Below are 25,887 nucleotides of genomic sequence, written 5' to 3'. Positions count from 1 at the left end.
CATACCCATATAAACAAATGGCCGGCTGCAGATGCTGAAGAGAGTATTGGGAAGAGGATGTAAACGAAATAGTAAATGGAAAAAACAATCCGTTTTTCAGAGACGACTCGCAGTTTATTACTTAGCTTTCAGCGAGTTTACAAAGCGGGCGGTGTATATTTGAACAGGAGAAAACAGAAAAGGAAGAACGTAACGAGAGATTTTTAGCGCGAGCTGAAGGTGGTGGAACACCAACAGCCCGCTGACCACAACTAACTGAACTGGAGTTAATTATGGCTAGAGCTGATTCTACGTCAGAACCCGCTGTACCCCAAGCACGCAAAAGCATCGTTGGTTACCGCCCCAACGGTGGCAGACCGAATCCATTACCCCAACTGACCATCAAAGGACGATGGCTGGAACAGTGGGGATTTATCAAAGGCCAGCCGGTCAGCATCATCGCCGAAAAGGGCCAGCTGATTATCCGCATCGCGACCGTCAGGGAGGATGATTTATGAATAACAGCCTTATCCAAGGGTCGGTGCCGGAGCTGAACATCGCGGGCACTCAGCTTGACGCGCTCGGCTTCACCACCGACACGCCGATCCGTCTGGTGCTGCGCGATAACAAGATTTCGGTAACAACCGTGATCGATGAAGCTGAGTGGAAAGTACTCTGTGAAGCCAGCCAGCAGAGGCAGGATTTAGGTGCAGAATGGGTGCGGGAGAACGGTGAGCTGGTTATCGGCGGCGACTGGCTGACCGGCTTTGATATCACTGAGGTGGAACAGCTGGAGATTACCGCTGAACCCGGTGTGATTCGGTTGCAGCGGCGGTAAGCGGGAAGGATTTAGGGATTAAAAGCAAAATCCCGGCTCACTGGCCGGGATTTAACGTTTAAGGCTGATAATCTTCATATTCCCAGGCAAATACGCGGGAGAGTTTATGCGCTATCTCCATCCAGTCTCTCCCTTCGCACTGGTCGATATAATCCGTAATGGTTTTGGTGATCTCATCCAGATCGTATTTACGCACCAGAAGCGTATGGCGCATCAATTCTGGTAGCCAGTGGTGTTTGCAGAGCCATTCTGGGGTACAGACATAAACCTCAAAATGATTTATTCCTTTTTCTTCTGATGGCCCTATACATAAATGGGCTAAAAATTGAAAACAATCATCTTCTTCAGGTTCATAACTTGATAAATCAAACCAATCACAACCAATACTTCTCAGAGATGCTTTCATTTATTTTCCCCTGAAATATTCAAGTGACCGTTACCAGTTTTATCCATTTTTCCTGTTTCAATATTTTTTGTATAACTTTCAAAGTTAGCCTGAGTTCCCGTTGGATTTAATGAATCCGGAGCATTTGGCTTTTCTTTAGGGGATCTATAAATTCTGGTTCCATCAGCACTGACTAATCCTGTGCCATCACTTGTTGGTCTGGCTCCGTCTCCCACCCAAATTTTACCCAGCCGATCAGCTTCCTCTTTAGTGCCAGTACCAACACCATAGTTCAGCTTTCCATTGTCACCTTTGACAACCGCCGCCAGTCTGGGATCCTGCTTCGCGATATTATTCAGATTTTGCTGGATCAGATCTTCTTTCAGTTTTGGATAGGTAGCTGAACTATAGGCCGATATTTCATCACTTGCTTTATTAATCAGCTTCGACGCTTCAGCCACGTCCCCTTTCTTCAGCGCCGTTTCTGCTGCCCTGATGACCTTGCCTGCCGCATCTCCCGCGCCAGGAATGATACCGATTGCAGCCACAAGGTAATCTAGCGCCGACTGCGCTTCCGCAAAGCTTTTGATATCACCCACAACAGGTACGAAGTCAGCACCCAGCGAAGCCATATCTTTCAGCGCTTCACGCCGCTCTTCATACATCTTCACCGAGCAGGCTTCGGCGCTCATGCCGCCGCAGTTTGCCTTCTTATAGCGTTCGTTTTCCGCCTCAACGTACTCACCGGCCTTCTGTTCCGGCGTCTTACCTTCAGACTGCGCCTGCGCAATATCACTCAGTGCGTTATTTTCCAGCGACGTTTTTCCCGCCTGAGCCCCCGCCACCGCATCCGCCGTGCTGTCACCCACAACGCCGCCCGCAAGACCCGCTGCCAGCGTACCCAGCGCGCTTATCGTCTGCCGCTGCTCCTCAGACAGGTCACTGCGCTTAACCCCCGGATACAGCTGCTGCGCGATGTACTCGCCCATCACCGCGCCAGAGGCTCCGGCCAGCGCAGCATTGCCCGCCGCGTACGAGGTTACCGCACCCAGCACCGCGTGCGCCATCAGGTTCGCCTGGACATTTACCTTACCGTTCGCATCCGTGGTCAGTTCATGTATCTTTTCCGCCAGGTACGGTGCCGACGCGCCGCTTATCGCCTGCGCCACGTTCCCGCCCGACAGGCCCTGCACCGCCGCCGTCACTGCGCTGATGCCCTGCTGCAGCGACGAACCCGTGCCGAACGGTCATCGCATTGTCATACGCCCGCTGCGATATATCGGCTTCCGTATAAGGCTTACCGCTTGCCGCCAGCTGCTCACGCGCCGCCTGAAGAGCCGCCGGGTCCTGCTGCGCCTTCATGCCCGCTATCTGACCCTGCGTCCGTGCGATATCTCCCGCCTGAGCCCCGATTTCCCCGATAAGCTGCGCCGCCTTCAGCCGGTTCTGCTCCTTCTCCTTATCAAAGATGACGTCCAGCCCCGGGTTCGCGTTCGCTACGTCGCGGCTCAGCCCTGCCACGTCCTGCGCCTGTTTTTCCTTATCGCGGATAACGATGGTGCCCTCACTCACCGCCGCCTTCGTGGTGCTGTCCGCGCTGCCGCTGCCGTTCAGCCCCGCCAGCATGCCGTTCGCCATGTTCCCGGCGAACTGACCGCCGATGCTGCCGCCCGTGCTCATGCCCGCGCTCTGGTGCTCCACCCTGTAGTCCGCGTGGTTCTCTATGTCGCCGAAGCCCAGCGTGCCGGTGTCGAGCCGGTTCTTATCGGCGGTGGCCGTTGAGCTGATGACCGCGCCGTTCAGCTGCGTATGCTCACCTACCGTGACGTCAAAGCCGCCCTTCCCGGCAAAGATACCGGTCTGCTCGGCCACGCTCTGCCAGGTGCTGTGCATCTTATCCCGGCTCACGTTCACGTTTGCCGACCCGGTCATCGAGCCGAAGGTGAAGCTGCCGCCCGCGCTGCTGCTGGTGCTGTCGGTGACAGTGATGAGGTTTATTGAGTAGCGGCCATTATCGGGTAACTCACTGGTTATAAAGTAAAAACCCAGCCGTGAAAACTGGGCTTTCTATTAACAAGGTGTTATTGTTGGACTAACAGAAGACAGTACTTCAATAACATCATCGCCTGTAACTATTAAGTAATGATTTATAGTACCCCCATCATGGATGTTGGCGCTTTGCTTATTAAACCATGATAAATAATGAGATCCTTCTACTGTATAAATTCCTGTAATCATCTGACCATTCAGATCATCTTGCATTTTTAGCAAGTCACCTTCATCTGTTACACGAAAGGAGTGTATCCATTCAAAAGTAACCATAACATTACTTTTAAAATCCTCATCAAATAAGTAAAAAGTCAGATCAAGCGCCCCAGAAAAATACTTAATATCCTTTAGCTGAATATTTTTAAAGGAATGAACACCGATATCAATACTTAAAATTTTCTCAGTCATATGGCATCACTCATCATATCTAAACTTAACCCTATTTTTAACAGACTGCATTAACTTTTTGTTTTATTCAAATTTCTTTTTCTATACGGTAAATAATAAGATAGCCATAAAATGATACCCAATAAAAACCCCACTCCTGCCATATTTAATGCAACATTTAAATTTTTCTCCGCAAAAACCCCCTCCCCTACTGGAGACGGCTGCCATAGAAAAAATAGACTCAATAAAAACATAAACACAGGAATAGTGGTGCATGAGTATATGAATAAAATTATTAACTTCCATTTAGTTATACGGATCATTTTTTCTCTCCCGAATTATTGCCATTCGGTGAATTAAGTAAACCTGATGTGAGAGAGTCTGCGACATTACCCGCCACAGATGGCACTGAGCTTTGAGGGACCGGTTTTGATATTGTCCAAACTCCGCTCGACACCCATTCATATTGCTTTGACACAGGATTGAAGACCTTATCAAAAGGTACTTTTAAAATATTTCCTGCTTTATATCCTGCCCCAGAACTAGTAGTACTCATAAGTGCAGCCATAATCGGATCATCTCCACTTATTTCTGCCTGATAATACCCACCTGCTGCATTCCATGTAACCGTTGGGTTATAACCTTTACCCGCAGTAATCCCACCAACAATTACAGATCCAATTACATCAGACAGTTTTACCTCACCTGTCGTGCCATATTGAATACCTACATTTGCAGCCCCAGCAACTCCAACAGCAATTAATTGCTCCTTGCTGTTATTCACAATATTCGTAATAATTGCTTTCCCACCCATTATCACTACCGGCCAGGAAGTTGGGTTCATTACCACATCCATAAACCGATCACTTTTCGTGATATTATCCTTAAGGAATTTAAGATCAGACCCGTTAAGATATTTAACTATCGCAGCTGCATCCGGATCTTTCAGTTTATCACCCAGCCTTACCTGATGTTTATCAGCATCCAGAGCAATGTTAGTTTCCGCCTGAACCAGTTCTTCCCAGCTTACACAGGCAACACCTCCTCCGGTGCAGGCTTCCGCCAGTTCTTTACTGTTTTTATTGCTGATATCAATATATTTGTTAATTACGGCCTGACAGTCACCGCCCGACGCTTTACAGTCCGAGAGTTCTTTATCAAGCGCCCTGGCTTCTGCGGTGTGCAAATGATTATTCTCAACCGCGTTCTTACCCGCCTGAGCCCCCGCAACAACATCCGCCGTGCTGTCACCCACAACGCCGCCCGCAAGACCCGCCGCCAGCGTACCCAGCGCGCTTATCGTCTGCCGCTGCTCCTCAGACAGGTCACTGCGCTTAACCCCCGGATACAGCTGCTGCGCGATGTATTCGCCCATCATCGCGCCCGAGGCTCCGGCCAGCGCAGCATTGCCCGCCGCGTACGAGGTTACCGCACTCAGCACCGCGTGCGCCATCAGGTTCGCCTGGACATTAACCTTACCGTTCGCGTCCGTGGTCAGCTCGTGTATCTTTTCCGCCAGGTACGGTGCCGACGCGCCGCTTATCGCCTGCGCCACGTTCCCGCCCGACAGGCCCTGCACTGCCGCCGTCACTGCGCTGATGCCCTGCTGCAGCGACGAACCCGTGCCGAACGGCTTCATCGCCGTATCATAAGCCTGCTTCGCTATTTCATCTGCCGTCGGGTTCAGCTTCCCTTTTTTGACCAGCTCTTCCCTCGCAGCCGCCAGCGCCGCCGGGTCGGCCTTCGCCTTCATACCCGCTATCTGGCCCTGCGTCCGGGCGATATCTCCCGCCTGCGCGCCGATTTCCCCGATAAGCCGCGCCGCCTTCAGCCGGTTCTGCTCCTTCTCCTTGTCGAAGATGACGTCCAGCCCCGGATTGGCATTCGCCACGTCGCGGCTGAGGTCCGCCACGTCCTGCGTCTGCTGTTCCTTATCGCGGATAACGATGGTGCCCTCACTCACCGCCGCCTTCGTGGTGGAGTCCGCGCTGCCGCTGTCGTTCAGCCCCGCCAGCATGCCGTTCGCCATGTTCCCGGCGAACTGACCGCCCACGCTGCCGCCCGTGCTCATGCCCGCACTCTGATGCTCCACCTCATATTCCGCGTGGTTCTCAATATTGCCGAAGCCCAGCGTGCCGGTGTCGAGCCGGTTCTTATCGGCGGAGGCCGTCGAGCTGATGACCGCCCCGTTCAGCTGCGTGTGCTCACTCACCGTGACGTCAAAGCCGCCCTTGCCCAAAAATCCCGGTCTGCTCCGCCACGCTCTGCCAGTTGCTGTGCATCTTATCCCGGCTCACGTTCACGTTCGCCGACCCGGTCATTGAGCCGAAGGTAAAGCTGCCGCCCGCGCTGGCGCTCTGCTGCTTGCTGTCGTAGCGGTCGCTGTCCTGCTCTGAGGTCAGCGTCAGGTTGCGGCCCGCGTCCACCTTCACGCTCTCACCGTTTGCCTGCGCGCCCGTGAGCGTGATGTCGCGCCCGCTGGTCAGGCTGAGCCGGTTGCCCGCGTCCAGCGTGGTTTCGCTGTGCGTCAGCCCGTTGCCTTTTTCGCTGCCCTTCGCCGCGTTGATGCTCGCCGACACGCTGATGCCGTAGCCGCCTGACCCGACGCCGATACCGACCCCGACGCTGCCGCCCTTGCTGCTGTTTGTGCTTTCAGTGCTCTGCGTGTTCTGCGCCGACTGCAGCAGGATGTCCCGCGACGCATCCAGGCTCAGGTCGCCGCCCGCCTTCAGCTGGCTGCCGGTGATGCTGATGTCGCCGCTCTGCGCCGTACCGTTTTTGCCGGTTGCCGTGACGGTCAGATTCCGGCCCGCCGTCAGCGTGCTGCCCTTCGACTGACTGCTCTCAGTACGCGCTTCGCTTTTCGACGACTGACTGCCGTACGAGGCGCTGACGCCGATGGTGTTGGTCGAGCCCGCCTGATAGCCGTCCTGCCCCGGCTTCAGGTCGCCGGCGGCATTGTGTGCGTCCGCGGCGGCGGTGTTAAGCCCGTCCATCTGAGCTGCCTGCGCCGCCTGCACCCCGTTCAGCGCCGCCTGGGTGTTCTGCAGTGCGCTGACACGCCCGCCACCCGACTTCCTCGCCTGCTGCGCGCTGCTCACTGCCGTGTTGAGCGCGCTGCCTGCCGTGCCTGACAGGGCGATGCGCAGACCGCTCTGTTTCTGCTCGAAGGTTTCCTTACGGCTGCGTGAATCAAAGCCCGGGTCGATAGTTACGCTGTCGCCCGTCAGGTTCAGGTCCTGACCTGCCACCAGGTCTGCGCCGCCGACGTGCAGCCGGTTGCCCGCCGTGATGTCCACGCTGCCCTGGCTGCTGCCGATGGTGCTGACGCTCTGGCTCTGGGTAGTGCCTTTCTCATCAATTTCGTGCCGCGTGGACTGCTTGCCGATGGTGAAGCCGATGCCGCCGCTGCTCATCAGCCCGCTTTTTTTCTTTTCTTTCAGCTGGTAGTGGCTGTCGGTCTCGGTTGCCGCGCCGATCTCCACGTCGCGTCCGGCCCGCAGACTGACGTCCTGGTCTGCGGCCACCGCCGAGCCGGTCACCGTCAGGTCGCGCCCGGCAATGACCGTGACACTTTCGCCGCTCAGCAGGCTGCCGTTCTCGCGCGTGCTGCCGTCCTGCGTAATAGTGTGGCTGCTGCTCTTTTTCAGGAAGCCTTTTCTCTCAGAACGTTCTTCACTAAAGTCAAACGCCCGTTCGGTGGCGGTATTGAGGGTCACATCCTGTTTCGCCTGCAGTGCAACGGCCCCCAGCTCACTGTGCAGAGTGCTGGCCGTGGCGGTGATGCTGCCGTCCTGCGCTACCACCGTGACGCCATCACGTCCACTGAGTGTGCTCCCCACCACGTTCTCACTCAGCATTTCCTCTGAGCGTTCACCTTTGGTTTTCCGGCCGCGACTTTTTTCTTCTGAGACGCGGTGCTCGCTGTCTGTCGTGTGGCTGAGGATGACATCCTTTTTCGCCTGCAGCGCAACAGCACCCTGTCCGCTGTGCAGCGTGCTGCCGGTGACCGTCACGTTACCCTCACGCCCGATGACCGTTACACCCTGTTCTCCGCTGAAGGTGCTTCCCATGCTGCCCTCGCGAATCGTCTCCTCGTCACGATGACTGCGGGTATTACCCAGCCGCCTGTTCTCGCTGTCCAGGTCCTGCGTGTGGGTACGCGCGTCCTTGATGGTAACGCTCTGCGCACTGACGCCGATGCGGCCCTGGGTACTGTCAACCTGCGCGCCTTCGGCCAGCAGGTTATTACCCGCCACCAGCGTCACACCCTGAGCGCCGCTCAGGGTGCTGAGCAAAAGACGATCTTCCGTGCGGCTGTTGCTGACCGATGAAGTCCGGCTGCCAGCCTCAAGATGGGTGGTATTGGTGGTGGTTTCAGCGCCGATGTGAATGTCGCCGCCAGCCTGAACCCGGGCAGAGCCGGAGGCGCTGGCCTGGCTACCGGTCAGCGTCAGGTCACGCCCGGCCGAGAGCAGAAGATTGCCACCGGCGTTAAGCTCGCTGCCCTGCGCCTGCTGCCACTCGCCGCTGACCTGCGCCATGCGCCTGCCCGCTTCTTCTATGCCGCTGCTGGTGCGGTTACCCATCGCCCCGGAGATCACGTTCAGGCTGCCGCTGTGACTGCTTTTCGCGGCACCGATCTCAAGGTTGTTGTGCGCGCTCAGACTGAGGTTATTGGTGGCATTGAGTTTCGCGCCCTGCAGCCGGATATCGGTGCCGCTGAGGCTGATATCCTCAGCACTCATCGTCGCCTGACGCAGGGCATTCTGCAGATCGGTGCTGATCGTCAGCGTCTCCGCCTTCACATCAATGCTGCCCGCCTTGATATCGCCGCCCAGGTGCTGAAACTGCCCGCTGTCGATGGAGAGCGCCTGATCCGCAAAGAGGTTACCGGCATTGGTCACGCTCTCTGCCGAGAGCTGCAGATTACCGCCGCCAATCACCGCGCCCGCGCCAGTCAGGCGCAGCGTGGTCTGTGCCAGATAAACTTTCGGCACCCACACAGTCTGAGGGCCGTCTGCCGTATCAACCGTTTCGCTGACCAGCCAGACGATATCCTGTTGCAGCGCCGCAATCTGTTGCGGCGTCAACGCCACGCCCGGCACCAGATGGAAATCCTGCGCCACTTTAGAGCCGTTGTTCATTAGCTCCTGATACTGCGCCATCGCATCCCAGCCGTTAACGGAAGGCCTGCCGGTCAGTTTCAGGACCTGCTCGCGAACCAGACGCTGCTCATAAAAACCGTCGCCCAGGCGTTTATGCACCTGTGACGGATCGTAACCCACCCGTTCAAGCAGATAGTCGCTGCTGATAAATTTGCTCTGGCTGGTAAAACGCTCGTCAGTCACGATCAGATACGGGCTGCCCGCCGCGGTATGCTGGCTGAACAGACCATTATTGGGGATGGTTGTGGCGACTTTCTCCAGCTGTTGTAGCGCCGTCAGGGCCAGTTCAGCCGGTAACAGTGGGCGACCCGATGTGTTATCACCCGTCGTAAGTTCTGTGTCGCCGTCATGGCGGGCGACCCCGTCCACGGCAAAGGCCAGTGGGTTACGTTCATACTCAGCGCGCTCAGCGTCCACTGCCTGCAGCGCCGCTTCAAGCTGGCTTATCTGCGCCTGATTAACGGTGGTAGTGCTGATGCTGGCCCCGTTAATGCTGACGTTGCCGTTGCCGCTAATGATGCCGTCAACGGTCGCCAGGGCGGTGGTCTCATCGGAATTGAAGGTCGGATACCAGTGGTGGGTATCTTTATCCATATGATCGACAATCACTTCCTGGCGTCGCTCATTGACCGAGTAACCCCGGTTATCAATGCTGCCACCGCCATCCAGTGTCAGATTGCCGTTAGCCGTGATCACGCTGGCATCGTTGAATAACGCTCCGGTGATGCGCAGGATCATGTTGCCGCCCGCCAGAATACGGGCGCCAATGCCTTCGCTGACCAGCTTGTCACGCTTGACGGTGCCGGTTGCAGTTCGTTCACGGAAGTTGTTGTAATCAGTGACGAACGGCGCATTGTCGATATCGATATGCTGTTCAGGATCCCACTGCTCAAGGCGCCCACGGTTGTATTCGCGCCATACCGTGTTCTGATAGGGAGTTGGTACGTTATTTTGCCGGAATCCGCGAGTTTCATAGAACGTCATGGCATACGTGCCATCGGCGCTGGGGTTCAGCGCCAGATAGTTAACCCAAAGATCGGTCAGCACGCCCTGATTGTTCATGACCCGTACCTGAGCGCGTTTGCCCACAGCGTCAATTGCCAGCAGGGTGCCGTAAGGATTGCTCTGCGCCGCGGCCTCATCCTGGAAAGTCAGTTGCTGACTCGTTGACGCCATGGTGCTGAGATCCGTGCTCACTGCTGAGCCGTAAGATCGCCAGTAGTAGTTATAACGATGCCACTTGTAGTCGCTGGTCTCAGCCTCACGCTCTATCACCAGCCCTTCGCGCAGGTTGTCTAGCCGCCGCGCTTCCAGCGTCATATCACCGTCCGCTTCAATAAAGCTCGCCCGGTTCTCGATCAGGTCATCGCTATGCAATGACAGGCGATTGCCGCTATAGAGCAGCGCGCCATCTGTGTTGCTCAGCCGCTCACGGGCCTGCAGGGTCAGGTTTTGAGTTGCCGCGATGACCGCAGGCTGTCCATGGTTGTCGATCACCCGGGAACGCACGGTGACTTCATCACCTATCAACGCGGCACGGTTATCCAGCGAGTCGACATTCAGCGTCAGGTCGTCGGCTTCAAGACGCCCGCTGTTCAGCAGCGCACCGGTCGTGAGCTGAACTGTTTTGCCCACCAGCATCGCCGGGTTGGTTATGCCTGCCGCATTCAGCACCAGATTACCCGGCAGCAGCCAGTCCACCAGGTTAGTAAACGCCCCGCTCAGAGAGACAGTCACCGTGCCGTTACTGCTGATGGTTTCGTCCGCCTGGCGGGTGTAGTCCTGTTGCGCGCTCAGCCTCAGAGCTTGCAGGCCCAGCAGCGTGCCGCCCTGATTATCGAAAGAGTGTGCATGGATGTTTAATGCGCCAGCACTCTCCAGCCGTCCGCTCTGATTGAGCAGCACCAGCGTTGAATCAGTCGGTGAGAGATCACCATTGAGGGTGAGATCGCCATTCGCCAGCACCCGTCCCTGACGGTTGTCCAGCTGTGCAACACCGCGCAGCATGAGCGTTCCGGCGCTCTGCAGCCGTCCGGCGCTGTTATCGATATCACGTGCAGTAATGTCGCTGTAGGTGGTGCCGAGTAACAGACCGCCGTCGCGGTTGATAAGGCGATCGGCCTGCAGTGAGAGCCCCGCCTGACTGCTGATCACACCCTGGGTACTGTTATCGATCGCCGTGGCGTTCAGCACAAGATCCTGGGTGGCGACAAGCTGGCCGCCCTGATTGTTCAGTTGTGCGGCTTCAAGGGCCAGCGCCGCGCCGCTGTGGACTTTGCCCTGCTGGTTGTTGAGCGTGCCGACGTGATAACTTCCCGCGCCCTGGCTAATCAGTGTGCCGCTGGCATTCTCCAGCTGCCCGGTGGTCAGATTAATCGCTTCACGGCTGCTGAACACGCCCTGACGGTTGTTGATCGCTGCGGCATTGATCTGCTGCCCGCCATTACTGCGTACCGCGCCGCCCTTGTTATCAAACTGCCCTGACAGCTGAAGTGTCAGCTGTTGCTGGCTGTCGATATTGCCGCCTGTGTTGTTCAGCGTCTGCGCATCCAGCTGGAACGCTTCGCCGCTCTGGATCTTACCGGCCTGGTTATGCACATCCCCGGCCAGATTCAGCTTCAACTGCCGCTGACTGTAGAGCAGACCGCCCTGGGTGTTATCGAGTCGCGCAGCGGTAATAGTCAGCCCCTCACCAGCCAGCCACTGGCCATCCGCATTGTTAATGTTACCGGTGCGGCTGCCTTCGGTCTGACCCTGAACGGTAAGCTGCTGCTGAGCAGAGACTTTACCGGCCAGGTTGTTGATATCCTGCGCAATGCGTAACGCCATGCCAGCAGCCGATTGCAACACGCCGCTGGCGTTACTAAGCCAGTTCGCCGAGAGTTCAGCCTGCTGCTGACTTTGTACGCTGCCCGCCGTGTTATCGAAACCGGCAGTCGTGGCAGTCCAGCTTCCCTGGCTGCCCATCCAGCCCTGCGTATTGCTCATCTCCTGCGCCTGAAGCGTCTGGCTTAACCGGCTGAAGATGCGGCCATTGCTGTTATCCAGACGACCAGCAACCTGCATATCCAGCGTATCCAGCGCATTGATCGCGCCCTGAGCATTCAACAGATTTGCGGCGCTGGCCTGCGTGCGGCCATTACCGGTCAGGGTGCCACCCTGATTGTCCCAGTCGCCCGCCAGGTTCAGCGTCAGTGCCTGCTGGCTGAGAATCTGCCCTGACTGGCGATTGTTCAGTGCGCCGCCCTGCAGCAGCAGATCGCCGCCGCTTTGCAGCGATCCGCCATCGTTATCAAATAGCGTCGCTGCGGTGCCATGGACCGCGAGGGCATTTTTCGCCGTGAGTTTGCCGCTCTGGTTGAGGATATCGCCACGGCTGGTCAGCTCCAGATCACCGCCAGACTGCAACCGGCCGCTGGCGTTATTGAGCTGATCTGTCGTCGCCGTGACTCGCTCACCGCCCTGTGCCGTTCCGTCGCGGTTCTGCCAGAGTCCGCCGCTGTTGAGTGAGAGATGATGACCCGCTTCGATCCAGCCATCGCTGTTATCCAGGCCCTGTAGTGTCGTCAGATCGAGATCGCGCTGGCTGACGATCTCGCCCTGCACATTATTCAGATGCTGTGCGGTCAGCGACAGCTGACCGCCGTTCAGGGTGCCAGCGTGATTATCGAGATCACCGCCCGCGCTGAGCGTCAGCGCATCACCGGCCAGCAGCTTACCCTGACTGTTGTTAACCGCGTCGCGGGCATTAATAGCCAGCGCGGCCTGGGTTTTAACGGTGCCACCCTGGTTAGTCAGGCTGCCTGTCTCAAGCGTCAGATCGCCGTTGTTACCCAGCTCACCCGCGGTATTGTCGAGCAGACCGTCAATCCGCCATTTTTGGGCGGCGTTGTCGAGTGCGACCATGCGTCCACGCTGGTTATTGAGCGAGGCGGCCCGGAAGCTGAGTTGCCGGCTCTCAATCGCTCCGTCGCTGTTATCCAGCCCACCACTCAGGGTGAAGCGGCTTTCGCCACTTCCGGTCTGCGACCATCCGGCCTGCTGGCTGAACAGGCTGCGTCCATCAACCTGCCAGCGCCCGGCGCTAATCTGCGCCTGCTGCGCCTCGATATCACCTGCCGTGTTAATCACCAGCTCCGTGCCATTAATCACCGACTGACGCACGGCAACACCCTCATCCTGAGCCGTCAGGGTGGCGCGGCTGGCGGCGACCTGAGCGCCACTGAGATCGACCCGGCGTCCGCGTGCGCTGACCTCTTTTTTGCTCAGCAGGCTGCCGCTGGCGCGAATGGTATCCTGGCTCTCCAGCTGCAGATTAGCTTCCTGCACAACCTGGCTACTGGCATCGCTGCCTGCCAGCAGGTGTCCGCTGCTCTGGATACTGCGGGCCGCCGTCAGCCGCACATCACCTGCCGCCGCCAGGGTGCCGGACTGAGTGATTCCGCCTTCGCGGCTCCGGACCGTCAGCTGACCGCCACTGTGGAGCTTGCCCTGATAATCGATATCCTCTCTGGCCGCAAGACTGATGTCGCCTCCGGCCTGCGTCACGCCATCCTGCGCCGCCGACTGCCAGACAAGCTTACCTTCGCTGCTCACCACCAGCGTTTTGCCCGCCTGCACCTGAGCGTTCTGATTTCGCACGCCGACGCCCGCTTCAGTGCCTATCATGCGGATCTGGCCGCTGTACATGCCGCCCATCTGCCCCATGTCGATCGCCAGTTCAGGTCTGGCGCTGCCGTCATCAGCCAGCGGTGTGACCGTCTGTGCGTCTGCGCTTACGCGATTGCGACCGGCCACCACCGCCAGCTCTTTTTTGGCCCAGACGCCCGCATTGATCTCCACCGCGCGGGCCAGTACGTCAACATACTCATTATCATGACGTGCATCGCCGTTGAGTCCGCCGCCTTCAATGCGCACCACGCCGCGTTCGACCTGATAACCCGCCAGACTACCGTCAGCGTTGAGCTGTGGTTTGCCGGTGGTCAGCGTCATGCGCCCGGCGTTGATAGTGCCGCATCCGTTACAGACAATCCCGGCCGGGTTGGCAACGATCACCTGCGCCCGTCCGCCCGCCACTTCCATATAACCGCGCAGCTGGCTGGGATTATTGCTGTTTACTTCGTTGATGATCACCCGCGCCGCTGGGGTCTTTGGGTTGAGATTCGGGTTGCCCTGAATCATTCCGGCCAGTTGTGTTGAGGTCATCACTGCGGAGTTATTCAGGATGGCGCCGTTCTGCGCCACGTCGAATTGCTGATACTGGTTATGCGAGATACCCGCCTGATTGGGGGCGGTGATATTAACCTGCGGAAGCCCATTCTGGGTGGCGATGACGTCCGGCCGCTGTCCTGGCGTAGCATTGCTATCCGCCACAATGCCGTTCGCCATTGCAGGCCCGGCAAACAGGGCCATTCCCAGCAGCCACGCCGCGCGGCGTAAAGTGACCCAGAGACGCGGCGTGCCGTTGCCACGGCTCTGACCGGGCTCCGTGCTGCAACTGCGGGCAAGTTCTGACACCACCCGGAGTTCCCCATGGGTGCGGCTGAAGATAATGCGATAGCAATGTTTATTCATGGGTCACATCCATGTGAAAGTCACTCAGTTCAGATAGCGGGATCGCCCGCTTTGGTGGTCAGATTTCCAGGTTAACGCTGAAACCCGCCGTCGCGCCTGATGTATGAAATCCCGCGGGTTTATAGAGCGGAATGCCCGCAAACAGGTCGTAGCTGAAGCGCCCCCAGAGCGCGCCGCGTACGCCTATTGCACTGCCTGCCAGTTGATGTCCGACCAGGTCGCGAGTCGCAGGTCCGCTTACCCGGCCATAATCGGCAGCCAGATAGAGCTCATGTCCGCGCGAGAAAAGATTCCAGCCAATTTCGTTGCGCCACAGCAGTCCTTTTTCCCCCGACAACATCTGTTCACCGTCGAAGCCGCGTACCGTATAACGGCCGGCAATCGCCATGCGCTCCTGTGGCGTCAGGGCATTCGGACTCCATTGGCCCCGCACACTGCTGTAGACCCGCCAGGGCTGCTCGCCCACAGCGAAAGGATGGTTGATGCCGAGGTCGCCCAGCAATATGCCGGTACGCGCGCTGCCCTGATGACGCGACTCTTCTGGTGCAGGAAGCGCATTAAACGCACCAGTACCGCGCCGCCAGGCGATACTGGCGTCCAGCGTGCTGCTGCCCAGATAGCTATGCTGATTCAGGCCCAGTTCCCAGCCCGCGGTGCGCCGCTTTTGCTGCACAATGTCGATATCGTTGACGGCGTTGGTGGAATGTTTGCGGTAGCCAAGCAGATTAAGCGTGGTTTTGTTCGACTGATCGCGGTAGAGCACCCGGGAGACCGTGAGCTGGAAATTATCGCTCTTGCCGCTGTAGCGCAGCACCTCATTGGCATTGGGGATGTTCTGGTGATAGGTGTAGTCGTTGTAGTTGGCGGAAACGGCCCAGTAGCCTATCGGGAAAAAGTAATTCAGGGTGTGCGAGCGGTTACCGAACGGCCCATGCTCAAACAGATTTTTGCCAATATTGGCGTAAAACAGATCGTTCTGCGCAAAGGGCGCATCCACTGCGAGGGTGGCGGAACCGAGGTAGCGCCCGGTACTTCTGGAGCCGCTGTCATCCAGTCCCAGACTGAGCCGCATCGGTCTGCCTTCGCGCCAGTTGACCTGCAGATCGCTGGTGGCTTCCTGCTCGCCCGGCACGATTTTAATGTCGGCACTGGCACTGGGCACCCGCTTGAAGTTTTCCAGCCCCTGCTCAATATCCCGCAGATTTAATATCTCGCCCGACGCCGCCGGAATCGCATTCCACAGCCGTCCACGCCAGGAAACCGGTTCATCAAAACGGATCCTGCTGATACGGCCCGGCTGTAACGTCAGCGTTAATACGCCTTTAGTCAGATCCTGCTCCTGTGCCATGACGCGGGTGGTGACATAGCCTTTGGCGAGAATTGCATTCTGCACTTTGTTAATGACCAGCACGATGCCCTGTCCGCCCAGGCAGCGGCCGGTGGCATCCGCGGCGGCGTCGAGCGCCCACTGAAAACGGCTGGCTTCATCGCCAGTCAGGACGATCTGATTGATGGTAAAGCAGGGCTGCTCACTGGCAGGATAACCGGGCAGACGACTATCAGGACGGGGAAGATGTTCATTCGCCTGCGGCGCATTCTGCTGTTGCAGCACGCGCTCGCGCGTCTGCTGACGCAGTTGCTCGCGGGCATCAATCGCCTGGCCTTCTTCGCGGGGATTATCGGCTGGCGGGGCTGCCATCAGCGGGGAAGCAGAGCAGAGCAGCGCGCCTGCCACCATGGTGAGCAGACGCACTGGCGGATGCCAGAGTGATAAACAAATCCTTTTCATGAAAATTCCACTTCACTAAATGTAACCGGGTGTAAATTCTGGCGAATTATCCATCAGGTGAGGGGAAAAACAAGAGGGCTGGCTATTTTTAGGGCGGTTTCTTAACCACCGGATTGATGAAAAATCCTTAGAGTATGACAGGAGAAAAATTAACAATTAACCTTTTGATATATAGACATAATATTTATAACCTGGCGCATCACAACAGCCGATTCCTGATGACCGGCAATGGCAGTTTGAGCACTTTAGCGTATTCATTTGCACCCTAAAAAATGGCCGCTATAGCGGTCAGACTCAGGTATGAGTCGAAGACATCAGGCCAAAAAAATCCCATAAAAAAAGGGACGATTGCTCGTCCCTTTTTCGCACAACAAATAGCATTACTGTAGCAGTGAGATATCCGCGACCTGCAGGAACAGCTCACGCAGTTTTGACAGCAGCGTCAGGCGATTAACCCGCACCGCCTGATCGTCGGCGTTAACCATCACTTTATCGAAGAAGTTGTCTACCGCAGTACGCAGCTGTGCCAGTTCGACCAGCGCATCCTGATAGCGGCCTTCAGCGAAGTAAGGCTGCAGCTTGCTGCTCAGCGCAGTGACAAAGGTCGCCAGCTGGATCTCTTCATTCTCTTTCAGCAGCGACGCCTGCACGCTCTCATTCAGCGTTTCAGTCGATTTTGCCAGAATGTTAGAGACGCGCTTGTTCGCCGCCGCCAGTGCTGCGGCTGCTTCCAGCGTACGGAAGTGCGACACCGCTTTCATGCGTGCATCAAAGTCAGCCGGACGGGTCGGACGACGCGCCAGAACCGCCTGCAGCGTGTCGATGCTGTGACCCTCTTCCTGATACCAGGCGCGGAAGCGACCCAGCATAAAGTCGATCACATCATCCACCACGCGGGCGTTGCTCAGCTTGCTGCCATACAGGCGCACCGCTTCTTCGGTCAGAGTCTGCAGATCGAGCGGCAGGTTCTTCTCAACGATGATGCGCAGCACGCCCAGCGCCGCACGACGCAGTGCGAACGGGTCTTTGTCGCCTTTTGGATGCTGACCAATGCCGAAAATACCGGCCAGCGTATCCATTTTATCGGCAATCGCCAGTGCACAGGCGACAGGGCTGGACGGCAGATCGTCACCGGCAAAGCGCGGCTGATACTGCTCATTCAGCGCCACCGCCACATCTTCGGCTTCGCCGTCGTGACGCGCATAGTGCATGCCCATCACGCCCTGGGTGTCGGTGAACTCGAAGACCATGTTGGTCATCAGGTCACACTTCGACAGCAGGCCCGCGCGGGTGGCGTGATTCACATCTGCGCCAATTTCACCGGCAATCCAGCCCGCGAGGGCCTGAATGCGATCGGTTTTATCGCGCAGCGTGCCCAGCTCTTTCTGGAACAGCACCGTCTCCAGACGCGGCAGGTGATCTTCCAGACGCTTTTTGCGGTCGGTATTAAAGAAGAACTCCGCATCGGCCAGGCGTGGACGTACCACCTTCTCGTTGCCGGAGATAATCTGACGCGGATCGCTGGATTCGATGTTGGTGACGAAAATGAAGTTCGGCATCAGGTTGCCGTCATTGTCATACACCGGGAAATACTTCTGATCGCCTTTCATGGTGTAGACCAGCGCTTCCGCAGGTACCTTGAGGAATTTCTCTTCAAAGGTCGCGGTCAGGACCACCGGCCACTCCACCAGCGATGTCACCTCTTCCAGCAGGCTGTCGCTGATATCAGCGTTGCCGCCTAAACGGCGTGCTGCTGCTTCAGCATCGGCTTTAATCATCGCTTTGCGGACCTGATAGTCGGCAATGACCTGGCCGCGTTTTTCCAGCACATCAGGGTACTGATCGGCGTTGTCGAGCGTGATTTCGCTTTCACCCATAAAGCGGTGACCACGAATAATCCGGTCTGACGCGATGCCCAGAATGGTGCCTGGGATCAGCTCATCGCCCAGCAGCATCGTCACGGTGTGAACCGGACGAACGAACTGCACATCGCTGTTGCCCCAGCGCATCAGTTTTGGCACCGGCAGCTTGCTGAGCGCGGTAGCGATCATTGCGGGCAGCAGCGCCTGGGCCGCTTCGCCTTTGACCTGAGCGCGATAAACCAGCCATTCGCCTTTATCGGTGGCGAGACGTTCAGCCTGATCGACGGTAATGCCGTTGCCACGCGCCCAGCCTTCAGCGGCTTTGGTCGCGTTGCCGTCAGCGTCAAACGCCGCAGCGACCGCCGGTCCGCGCTTCTCTACTTCCCGATCGGGTTGTGAGGCGCTCAGGTTGGCGACTTTCAGCGCCAGACGACGCGGCGCAGCAAACCAGCTGACCTCGCCGTGGCTCAGGTTAGCGGCATCCAGTTCAGCAGTGACCTGCGCGGCAAAGGCTTCTGCCAGGCTGCGCAGGGCTTTTGGTGGCAGCTCTTCGGTGCCGATCTCCACCAGGAAGGTTTGTTCAGTCATGGCTGCCTCTTACTTTTTGTTATTGCACATCGGGAAGCCCATTGCCTCGCGAGAGGCGTAGTAAGCTTCAGCCACGGCTTTGGTCAGGGTACGAATGCGCAGAATATAGCGCTGACGCTCTGTTACCGAGATCGCTTTGCGGGCATCCAGCAGGTTGAAGCTGTGTGCCGCTTTAAGAATGCGTTCGTAGGCGGGCAGTGGCAGCGGTTTTTCCAGCGCCAGCAGATGCTGCGCCTCTTTCTCATACTGCTCGAAGCAGGTAAAGAGGAAATCAACGTCGGCGTATTCGAAGTTATAGGTGGATTGCTCCACTTCGTTCTGATGGAACACGTCGCCGTAGGTGGTTTTGCCCAGCGGACCGTCGCTCCACACCAGATCGTAAACGCTGTCGACGCCCTGGATGTACATCGCCAGACGCTCCAGACCGTAGGTGATCTCGCCGGTCACCGGCTTACACTCCATGCCGCCAACCTGCTGGAAGTAGGTGAACTGCGTCACTTCCATGCCGTTGAGCCACACTTCCCAGCCGAGTCCCCAGGCACCCAGCGTCGGGTTTTCCCAGTTATCTTCCACGAAGCGAATGTCATGCACCGTCGGGTCCATACCCAGCTCTTTCAGCGAGCCAAGATAGAGCTCCTGAATGTTGTCCGGTGAGGGTTTGATGATCACCTGGAACTGGTAGTAGTGTTGCAGGCGGTTCGGGTTTTCACCGTAGCGGCCATCGGTAGGACGGCGTGATGGCTGCACGTAAGCGGCGGCGATCGGCTCCGGGCCGAGTGCGCGCAGGCAGGTCATCGGGTGTGAAGTGCCAGCGCCCACTTCCATGTCCAGCGGTTGGACAATGGTGCAGCCCTGACGCGCCCAGTAATCCTGCAAGGTCAGGATCAGCCCCTGAAAGGTTTTGGTATCAAACTTTTGCATGTTGAGTGTGCACGCGCTTCGGTTAGATTAAAAAAAGAGGCCGACAGTATACCCTTTGACCGCGCGATGTGCAGCCGTAAATCCCAGGCGCTACCGGCGCGTTTTCGCGGTGATTCAGGGCGCTGGCATACAGATGGCTCCGAATCCTGCTGGCAGCAGTTGTTGCTCTGGTCGCATTTGGCTACCCTTTTGCGCACGGACGCGATGCGCAAGAGGATGCCATGCCGCAGAAGATTTACTGGATCGATAATTTACGCGCGGTTGCCTGTCTGATGGTGATCGTGATTCATACCACCACCTGGTATATCACCGGGCCGATGGCGGTGACTGGCATCACCTGGGATGCGGCTAATCTGCTGAACTCAGCATCACGCGTCTGTGTTCCGCTGTTCTTTATGATCTCCGGCTATCTGTTTTTCGGCGAACGCAGCGCCCAGCCGCGCCATATGCTCCGGCTGGTGCTCTGTCTGCTGTTCTACAGCGCGGTATCGCTGGCCTATATCACCTGGCTGACCCCTATCAGCGAAGGGCGATCAATCCTGAAGATGCTGCAGAAGCCGGTGTTTTATCACCTGTGGTTCTTCTTTGCGCTGATCGGCATCTATCTGCTGTCGCCCCTGATCCAGGTAAAAACCGTGCAGGCGCGCTACGTGGCGCTGCTGGTGCTGGTGCTGGCGGTGCTCGCCAATCCCAATACGGTCAGCCAGTCGCTGGGGCCGTTTCACTTTCTGCCGGTTAATCTCTATGTCAGCGGTGACAGTATCTACTACCTGCTCTATGCGCTGCTGGGACGGGCTATCGGCACGATGGAGACGACCCGGCGCGGCCTGACGCCGCTGGCTGCCGGGCTGTTTATCGCCTGTGTGATTGGCATTACATTGGGGACGAAACAGGCGCTGATCGTCAACGGGGCGTTTAATGACACCTGGTATCTCTACTGCGGACCGTTGGTGTTTATCGCCGCGATCAGCCTGCTCATCGTGTTTAAAAACAGCCTGAACCAGCGCACGCTGCCGGGTTTAACGGTGATTGCGCGCTATTCACTGCCGATCTACGGCTTTCATGCGCTGTTCATTCACTACCTGCGTACACATCATTACGATGATATGTCGCGTCCGTGGCTCGACCTGCCCTGGGTGTTCGGGCTGACGCTGGGCGGCAGCCTGCTGCTGGGTATGGCATTGAAACGCGTCGATACCCGTCACTTTGTCAGCTGATTGGCTTCACGCTGGCGGGCGCGCCGTAGCTGGCGCGCCGATGAAAACCCCGCCGCCAGCGCCGCTTTTTCGGCAGATTCACCCTGCTGCTGACGCTGGCGTGCCACGCCAACCCGCAACTGCTCATGGTATTCACGCACGCTAATCCCCAGTTGCTGGCGAAACAGCCGCGCCAGATGGCGGCTGCTGACATGCGTGCGTCCAGCCAGCTCGGTCAGGGTCCAGCCGTGCTCAGGATGGGCAATCATCAGATCCTGCGCCCGATGAATGGCCGGATGCATGTGGTTGCGGTAACGCAGCCACGGCGAAAGTTGCGGATCGTCACCGGCACGGCGGAACCAGACCACCATCTCCCGCGCTACCGCCAGCGCGGTTTGCGTATCACAGAGCTGATTAATCAGATGCAGCGCCAGATCGATTCCCGCCGTGATGCCTGCGCTGGTCCAGATATTCTCATGCCCGACAAACACCCGGTTCTCCTGCACCCGTGCGCGCGGGGCTGCGGCTTTCAGGCGGGCAATCACATCATGATGAGTGGTGCAGACCACGTCATCCAGCATGCCTGCCTGCGCCGCCAGCAGCGCACCCGAGCAGACGCAGACCAGCATAAAGGTCTGCGCGCGCAGCGCGCCGTGCTGGCGCATCAGCCACTCGCGAGCCTCTCCGGCCTGCGGCGTGGCGTAACAGACCTGCGAGTCATAGACGCCAGGCACCACCAGCAGACTCCCGGCGGGCAACTGTTCCGGTAACGGTTCGATGCCGCCAATGGTCATGCCGGTGGAGCAGACCACCTCCGGCTGCGGGCCGATGTAGCGCAGCATAAAGTGCTCGCCCGCCAGCTTCAGCGTCTCGGCCGGGCCGGTGAGATCCAGCGCCATCACGCCGGGCAGGGTTAAAAACCAGACGGTGTGTGTCATGCTGGCCCGCGCTGCTACACCAGATCCCAGCCACGGGCGCGCCACAGCGCAGGCAGTTGCGCCATATCGTCGAAGCGCGTCACCAGCGGGTGATCCAGTTCAGGGTTGTGTGGGTCAGCGCAGTAGTAGTAGACCGGAATGCCAGCGGCGATACCGGCGCGGGCGCCCGCTTCGGAGTCATCCACCAGAATGCAGCGCTCAATCGGCACCTGCATCTGTTCCGCCGCGTGGTACATCAGTTCCGGATCGGGCTTCCAGTGCAGAATGTCATAGCCGCTGTAAAGGTGCTCCGCAAACAGCGGCAGCATGCCGGTTAAGCCCAGCGAGTGCTGCATCTTTTTTACCGTCCCGTTTGATACCACGCACATCGGCACCTTGATCTGCTCAACCAGCGCTTTCGCGCCCGGGATGGGCTTCAGTTGCTGATCAAACAGCCGCGCGACCTCTGCGCGATAAGCAGTCTCCACCTCTTCCATCGGCAGCGTCACCTGATGCGCGTCGCCGACGTCACGAATAATGTCGTAGAGTTTGACGCCCTTATACTTCTCAAACATCTGCTGCAGCGACAGTTCCAGGCCGTAACGGGCAAAGGTGTTGACGTAGGCCTGGGTACAGAGCAACTCACTGTCCACCAGCGTGCCATCGCAATCAAAAAAGACGCATTCTACTGACATCAGACTCTATCCTTCGATTCAGGGGTGTGCTCCACACTCTACCGCACTCAGCGCAGATTGCGAGACTGGCAATCGGTTGCGAAAAATCATTGTATTGCCCCGGTAAAATCGCCAGGATACGCGCCGATGATTTTTTCTTCTGGATGGATGGCATGAGCAAGCAAGGCGTTTTGCAGCGCATCTTCAGGCTGCAGGAACATGGCACCACGGTGCGCACCGAAGTGATCGCGGGTATCACCACCTTTCTGACGATGGTCTACATCGTCTTCGTCAATCCGCAGATCCTCGGCGTCGCCGGCATGGATACCCAGGCGGTGTTTGTGACCACCTGTCTGATTGCCGCCTTTGGCAGCATTCTGATGGGACTGTTTGCCAATCTGCCGGTGGCGCTGGCGCCCGCAATGGGGCTGAACGCCTTTTTCGCCTTTGTGGTGGTTGGCGCGATGGGCTATTCGTGGCAGGTGGGTATGGGCGCGATCTTCTGGGGTGCGGTCGGCCTGCTGATCCTGACGCTGCTGCGGGTTCGCTACTGGATGATTGCCAATATCCCGCTGAGCCTGCGCGTCGGCATTACCGCCGGTATCGGCCTGTTTATCGCCATGATGGGGCTGAAGAATGCCGGTATTATCGTGCCGAATCCCGATACCCTGGTGGCCGTGGGGAACCTGACCTCGCACAGCGTACTGCTGGGCGCGCTGGGCTTCTTTATCATCGCTATTCTGGCATCACGCAATATCCACGCGGCAGTGCTGATCTCGATGGTGGTTACCACCGCTATCGGCTGGATGCTGGGCGACGTGAAGTTTGTCGGCCTGTTTTCTGCGCCGCCTTCCATTACTTCTGTGGTTGGCCAGGTAGATATCAAAGGCGCATTCAACATCGGCATGGCGGGCGTGATCTTCTCCTTTATGCTGGTCAATCTGTTCGACTCCTCCGGCACGCTGATCGGTGTCACCGACAAAGCGGGACTGACCGATGAAACCGGCACTTTCCCGCGCATGCAGCAGGCGCTCTATGTCGACAGCATCAGTTCAGTGAGTGGCGCGCTGGCGGGCACCTCATCCGTGACCGCCTATATCGAAAGCACCTCGGGCGTGGCGATTGGTGGCCGTACCGGCCTGATGGCCGTGGTCACCGGCCTGCTGTTCCTGCTGGTGACCTTCCTGTCACCGCTGGCCGCGATGGTGCCGTCCTACGCCGCTGCGGGCGCGCTGATTTACGTTGGGGTGTTAATGACCGCCAGCCTGTCGCGCGTACGCTGGGATGATTTGACCGAAGCCGTTCCGGCGTTTGTGACCGCCGCCATGATGCCCTTCAGCTTTTCCATCACCGAAGGCATTGCGCTGGGATTCATCGCTTACTGCGTCATGAAGCTGGGTACTGGCCGCTGGCGTGAAATCAGCCCCTGCGTAGTGATTGTTGCTCTGCTGTTTGTGCTGAAGATTGTTTTTGTAGACGCGCACTAAGCGCATTCAGGGCCGCAACCTCCGGGTTGCGGCTTTTTACATTTCAGGATGCAGGCTGCGCTCGCTGGGCAGGCTGGTCAGCCGCAGAGCATGAGGCCCGATGTTGGGCTTACCCATCTCTATTTCGCGTAATGCGTGCCACTGAAAGGCGTTATCCATCTCCCACAGATGCAGACGCTGAGTCGCAGACGACAGCGCACACGACCAGACCAGCATGGGCTCCGCATCGCACACCACCTGAATATCGGGATAGAGTGAAGATCGCAGCCGACCCGCACCGGGCAACAGGCGCAGCGAATCCAGTCCCCGATCGCCCTCTCCCGTCAGCTTGAGAATGCTCTGGCGTAATGTCCAGATCTGCGTCACCGCCTCCATGGCATCCTGCTGGGCATTGATCCAGGCGATCTCGCCCGAGGTTAATCCCTGAATCAGCTGCTCCTGAGTCTGACGGCTTCTGGCATGCACAATCTCCATATCCAGACCGGCACGTCCACCCTCTTCGGCCAGCAGCACACCCACCGTATTACCCGCATAGGCGATGCTGAAATCGGGCAGATCGCTGTCAGCAAAAACGGGGCGTCCGTTGCTCTGGATAAGCAGGCGCGGCAGCTCACCAATGCCATAAACCCGTAGCATCAATTGTGCCAGCAGGGTACGGGCGGCAAGAAATCGCCCACGGCGTTTGTCAGCAAACTGCTGTGCCGTGTCGGTGATAGCCTGGGGAATGCGTAAATCATTAGCCGGGAAGCCGGGATCGCCCGTCCAGCGTACAAAATGACCAGCCATCTGTCGCTCCGTGAAAATGGTCAGATAATCATCAGAAGCATTGTAGGAATTTTCTTACCTTAATGCACCTGGCAACGCACAGATTGGGGTAAATTCGGAATAGGATGAGCAGAGTCGCGAGGGAGAGCTAACCGGACAGAAGCGTCACGATGCCCATCTTCAACAGCTTAAAGGAATTATTGCCGCTGCCTGTCAGCACAGAATAACAGGAGGGTCAGCCATGTTGCTGGACGAAATGGTGAAACGAGAGCGCAGCCTGCACAGTGCCAGGCGACGGGAACTGGCGTGGCTGGAGCAGATACTCCATCCTGACTTTTGTGAGATAACCCGTTCAGGACGCTTTGTGACTCGCGCGCAGACCATCGCGGCGCTGATAAAAGAAGATGCGATGCCCGATATGCTTAGTAGTAACTTTCAGCTGGTGAGCACGGGCGAGAGGAGTCTGATACTGCACTACCAGAGCTGTGATGCCGATGGCAGTCGGGCCGCACTGCGCGCCTCACACTGGCTGTGCGAGGGTCAGAACTGGCGAATGGTGTTTCATCAGGGGACGCCTGCAGAAAATGCTGCGCCGCTGTGACACGCTGTTTATAAGGTCATCCGCGTCGCGATTCGACTCGCGACGCGGGCAGCATCAGGCGAAACGGCTCGCCTGCTCAAAGCTCAGTCGCGGCAGGCGCGGATGCAGTTTTGATGCATCACCGTAGCCGAGGTTAATCAGCAGGTTAACCTGATACTGACCGTCGGGGAAAAAGGCGTCATTGACTTTGGCCGGATCAAACCCGGACATCGGACCGGCATCCAGACCCAGCGAACGCGCCGCCAGAATCAGGTAGCCCGCCTGCAGGCTGCTGTTACGGAAAGCGGTCTCTTTTGCCGCCTCGGGACTGCCGGTAAACCAGCTGCGCGCATCAGCATGCGGGAACAGGGCGGGCAGCTGCTCATAGAACTCGCGGTCCCAGGCCACAATCACCGTGACCGGCGCGCTCATGGTTTTTTCCAGATTGCCGGAAGAGAGTGCCGGTTTCAGCTTCTCTTTGCCTTCCGCCGAGGTCACGAAAACAAATCGCGCAGGCGAGCAGTTCGCCGAGGTTGGGCCGAGTGCCGTTAAAGCATAGAGCTGCTCCAGCAGGGCGTTATCGACGGGCTTAGCCTGCCAGTAACTATGGGTGCGGGCGTCATTAAACAGCGTGTCCAGTGCGGCAGTGTCGAGCGGTGTACTCATGCAACTCTCCTGTTTCAGGCGAAAAAGTTCGCCCAACGGTGTTCACGTAGTGGGTTTGCGTC

The 25,887-nt window shown here is 57.8% G+C and carries 18 protein-coding genes; 5 read left to right on the top strand and 13 right to left on the bottom strand.

The window, feature by feature from the left end:
- Positions 1 to 272 precede the first annotated feature (272 nt).
- Positions 273 to 497 (top strand): SymE family type I addiction module toxin, encoded by a 225-nt coding sequence (locus ACMGGP_RS18295; protein WP_010257490.1) that lies wholly within the window; start codon positions 273 to 275, stop codon positions 495 to 497.
- Complete coding sequence (locus ACMGGP_RS18290) at positions 494 to 817, top strand: SymE family type I addiction module toxin (protein WP_010257495.1); 324 nt, start codon at positions 494 to 496, stop codon at positions 815 to 817. Before ACMGGP_RS18295 ends, ACMGGP_RS18290 begins: the two co-directional genes overlap by 4 nt.
- 58 nt (positions 818 to 875) lie before the next feature.
- Here the strand turns inward: ACMGGP_RS18290 and ACMGGP_RS18285 are convergent, their stop codons facing one another.
- From ACMGGP_RS18285 to glyQ, 9 genes are all read right to left on the bottom strand, one after another.
- Entirely contained in the window at positions 876 to 1,223 is a 348-nt protein-coding gene (locus tag ACMGGP_RS18285; protein WP_029519699.1) for an immunity 8 family protein, read from the bottom strand.
- Entirely contained in the window at positions 1,220 to 2,371 is a 1,152-nt protein-coding gene (locus ACMGGP_RS18280) for a VENN motif pre-toxin domain-containing protein (protein WP_498798687.1), read from the bottom strand. Before ACMGGP_RS18280 ends, ACMGGP_RS18285 begins: the two co-directional genes overlap by 4 nt.
- Positions 2,316 to 3,095 (bottom strand): hypothetical protein, encoded by a 780-nt coding sequence (locus ACMGGP_RS18275; protein WP_498798686.1) that lies wholly within the window; start codon positions 3,093 to 3,095, stop codon positions 2,316 to 2,318. The genes ACMGGP_RS18280 and ACMGGP_RS18275 overlap by 56 nt, the downstream gene beginning before the upstream one ends.
- A gap of 177 nt (positions 3,096 to 3,272) precedes the next feature.
- Positions 3,273 to 3,659: a hypothetical protein gene (locus ACMGGP_RS18270; protein WP_022624817.1), complete on the bottom strand. Its 387-nt coding sequence runs from the start codon at positions 3,657 to 3,659 to the stop codon at positions 3,273 to 3,275.
- Positions 3,660 to 3,957: 298 nt separating this feature from the next.
- Entirely contained in the window at positions 3,958 to 5,877 is a 1,920-nt protein-coding gene (locus ACMGGP_RS18265) for a VENN motif pre-toxin domain-containing protein (RefSeq protein WP_498798685.1), read from the bottom strand.
- Entirely contained in the window at positions 5,858 to 14,380 is an 8,523-nt protein-coding gene (locus tag ACMGGP_RS18260) for a hemagglutinin repeat-containing protein (protein ID WP_498798684.1), read from the bottom strand. The genes ACMGGP_RS18265 and ACMGGP_RS18260 overlap by 20 nt, the downstream gene beginning before the upstream one ends.
- Before the next feature lie 58 nt (positions 14,381 to 14,438).
- Complete coding sequence (locus tag ACMGGP_RS18255) at positions 14,439 to 16,169, bottom strand: ShlB/FhaC/HecB family hemolysin secretion/activation protein (RefSeq protein ID WP_498798683.1); 1,731 nt, start codon at positions 16,167 to 16,169, stop codon at positions 14,439 to 14,441.
- Positions 16,170 to 16,549: 380 nt separating this feature from the next.
- The gene (gene glyS, locus ACMGGP_RS18250) at positions 16,550 to 18,619 is read right to left on the bottom strand and encodes a glycine--tRNA ligase subunit beta (protein WP_010671619.1); all 2,070 of its coding nucleotides are present in this window, start codon (positions 18,617 to 18,619) and stop codon (positions 16,550 to 16,552) included.
- Positions 18,620 to 18,628: 9 nt separating this feature from the next.
- Entirely contained in the window at positions 18,629 to 19,540 is a 912-nt protein-coding gene (gene glyQ / locus ACMGGP_RS18245) for a glycine--tRNA ligase subunit alpha (protein ID WP_010258942.1), read from the bottom strand.
- Between the two features lie 221 nt (positions 19,541 to 19,761).
- Here glyQ and ACMGGP_RS18240 point away from each other — a divergent pair, with 221 nt between their 5' ends.
- Positions 19,762 to 20,757, top strand: a complete 996-nt coding sequence (locus ACMGGP_RS18240) for an acyltransferase (RefSeq protein WP_010671618.1) — start codon at positions 19,762 to 19,764, stop codon at positions 20,755 to 20,757.
- Here the strand turns inward: ACMGGP_RS18240 and ACMGGP_RS18235 are convergent.
- Complete coding sequence (locus tag ACMGGP_RS18235; RefSeq protein ID WP_187494905.1) at positions 20,742 to 21,674, bottom strand: GlxA family transcriptional regulator; 933 nt, start codon at positions 21,672 to 21,674, stop codon at positions 20,742 to 20,744. The two genes, ACMGGP_RS18240 and ACMGGP_RS18235, sit on opposite strands and share 16 nt — an antisense overlap.
- 14 nt (positions 21,675 to 21,688) lie before the next feature.
- Entirely contained in the window at positions 21,689 to 22,348 is a 660-nt protein-coding gene (yieH, locus tag ACMGGP_RS18230) for a 6-phosphogluconate phosphatase (RefSeq protein ID WP_129063213.1), read from the bottom strand.
- Positions 22,349 to 22,500: 152 nt separating this feature from the next.
- Here yieH and ACMGGP_RS18225 point away from each other — a divergent pair, with 152 nt between their 5' ends.
- The gene (locus tag ACMGGP_RS18225) at positions 22,501 to 23,814 is read left to right on the top strand and encodes an NCS2 family permease (protein WP_010258938.1); all 1,314 of its coding nucleotides are present in this window, start codon (positions 22,501 to 22,503) and stop codon (positions 23,812 to 23,814) included.
- 36 nt (positions 23,815 to 23,850) lie between these two features.
- Here ACMGGP_RS18225 and ACMGGP_RS18220 read toward each other — a convergent pair whose 3' ends face one another.
- Positions 23,851 to 24,600 carry a 4'-phosphopantetheinyl transferase family protein gene (locus tag ACMGGP_RS18220; protein WP_010258937.1) on the bottom strand — a complete coding sequence of 250 codons (750 nt, stop codon included), beginning with the start codon at positions 24,598 to 24,600 and terminating at the stop codon, positions 23,851 to 23,853.
- A gap of 220 nt (positions 24,601 to 24,820) precedes the next feature.
- Here ACMGGP_RS18220 and ACMGGP_RS18215 point away from each other — a divergent pair, with 220 nt between their 5' ends.
- On the top strand, positions 24,821 to 25,180 hold the full coding sequence (locus ACMGGP_RS18215) for a nuclear transport factor 2 family protein (protein ID WP_033773221.1): 360 nt from the start codon (positions 24,821 to 24,823) through the stop codon (positions 25,178 to 25,180).
- 54 nt (positions 25,181 to 25,234) lie between these two features.
- Here the strand turns inward: ACMGGP_RS18215 and ACMGGP_RS18210 are convergent, their stop codons facing one another.
- A complete protein-coding gene (locus ACMGGP_RS18210; protein ID WP_010258936.1) occupies positions 25,235 to 25,825 on the bottom strand; it encodes a malonic semialdehyde reductase in 591 nt (196 codons plus the stop codon).
- Positions 25,826 to 25,887: the final 62 nt, after the last annotated feature.

This window comes from Curtobacterium sp. BNK-1, from assembly GCF_048685235.1.
Taxonomy (GTDB): Bacteria; Pseudomonadota; Gammaproteobacteria; order Enterobacterales; family Enterobacteriaceae; genus Pantoea; species Pantoea agglomerans.
The sequence above is the reverse complement of the archived record's forward strand: the minus strand, read 5'-3'. Positions and strand labels throughout refer to the sequence as shown.

Bases quoted from the DNA above. Each gene is read 5' to 3' on its own strand.
- ACMGGP_RS18220 (WP_010258937.1), bottom strand. From the start codon at position 24,600: ATGGCTGGTCATTTTGTACGCTGGACGGGCGATCCCGGCTTCCCGGCT.
- glyQ (WP_010258942.1), bottom strand. From the start codon at position 19,540: ATGCAAAAGTTTGATACCAAAACCTTTCAGGGGCTGATCCTGACCTTG.
- ACMGGP_RS18275 (WP_498798686.1), bottom strand. From the start codon at position 3,095: ATGCACAGCACCTGGCAGAGCGTGGCCGAGCAGACCGGTATCTTTGCC.
- ACMGGP_RS18260 (WP_498798684.1), bottom strand. From the start codon at position 14,380: ATGAATAAACATTGCTATCGCATTATCTTCAGCCGCACCCATGGGGAA.
- ACMGGP_RS18240 (WP_010671618.1), top strand. From the start codon at position 19,762: ATGCCGCAGAAGATTTACTGGATCGATAATTTACGCGCGGTTGCCTGT.
- ACMGGP_RS18270 (WP_022624817.1), bottom strand. From the start codon at position 3,659: ATGACTGAGAAAATTTTAAGTATTGATATCGGTGTTCATTCCTTTAAA.
- ACMGGP_RS18210 (WP_010258936.1), bottom strand. From the start codon at position 25,825: ATGAGTACACCGCTCGACACTGCCGCACTGGACACGCTGTTTAATGAC.
- ACMGGP_RS18215 (WP_033773221.1), top strand. From the start codon at position 24,821: ATGTTGCTGGACGAAATGGTGAAACGAGAGCGCAGCCTGCACAGTGCC.
- ACMGGP_RS18255 (WP_498798683.1), bottom strand. From the start codon at position 16,169: ATGAAAAGGATTTGTTTATCACTCTGGCATCCGCCAGTGCGTCTGCTC.
- ACMGGP_RS18285 (WP_029519699.1), bottom strand. From the start codon at position 1,223: ATGAAAGCATCTCTGAGAAGTATTGGTTGTGATTGGTTTGATTTATCA.
- ACMGGP_RS18290 (WP_010257495.1), top strand. From the start codon at position 494: ATGAATAACAGCCTTATCCAAGGGTCGGTGCCGGAGCTGAACATCGCG.
- ACMGGP_RS18235 (WP_187494905.1), bottom strand. From the start codon at position 21,674: ATGACACACACCGTCTGGTTTTTAACCCTGCCCGGCGTGATGGCGCTG.
- yieH (WP_129063213.1), bottom strand. From the start codon at position 22,348: ATGTCAGTAGAATGCGTCTTTTTTGATTGCGATGGCACGCTGGTGGAC.
- glyS (WP_010671619.1), bottom strand. From the start codon at position 18,619: ATGACTGAACAAACCTTCCTGGTGGAGATCGGCACCGAAGAGCTGCCA.
- ACMGGP_RS18295 (WP_010257490.1), top strand. From the start codon at position 273: ATGGCTAGAGCTGATTCTACGTCAGAACCCGCTGTACCCCAAGCACGC.
- ACMGGP_RS18225 (WP_010258938.1), top strand. From the start codon at position 22,501: ATGAGCAAGCAAGGCGTTTTGCAGCGCATCTTCAGGCTGCAGGAACAT.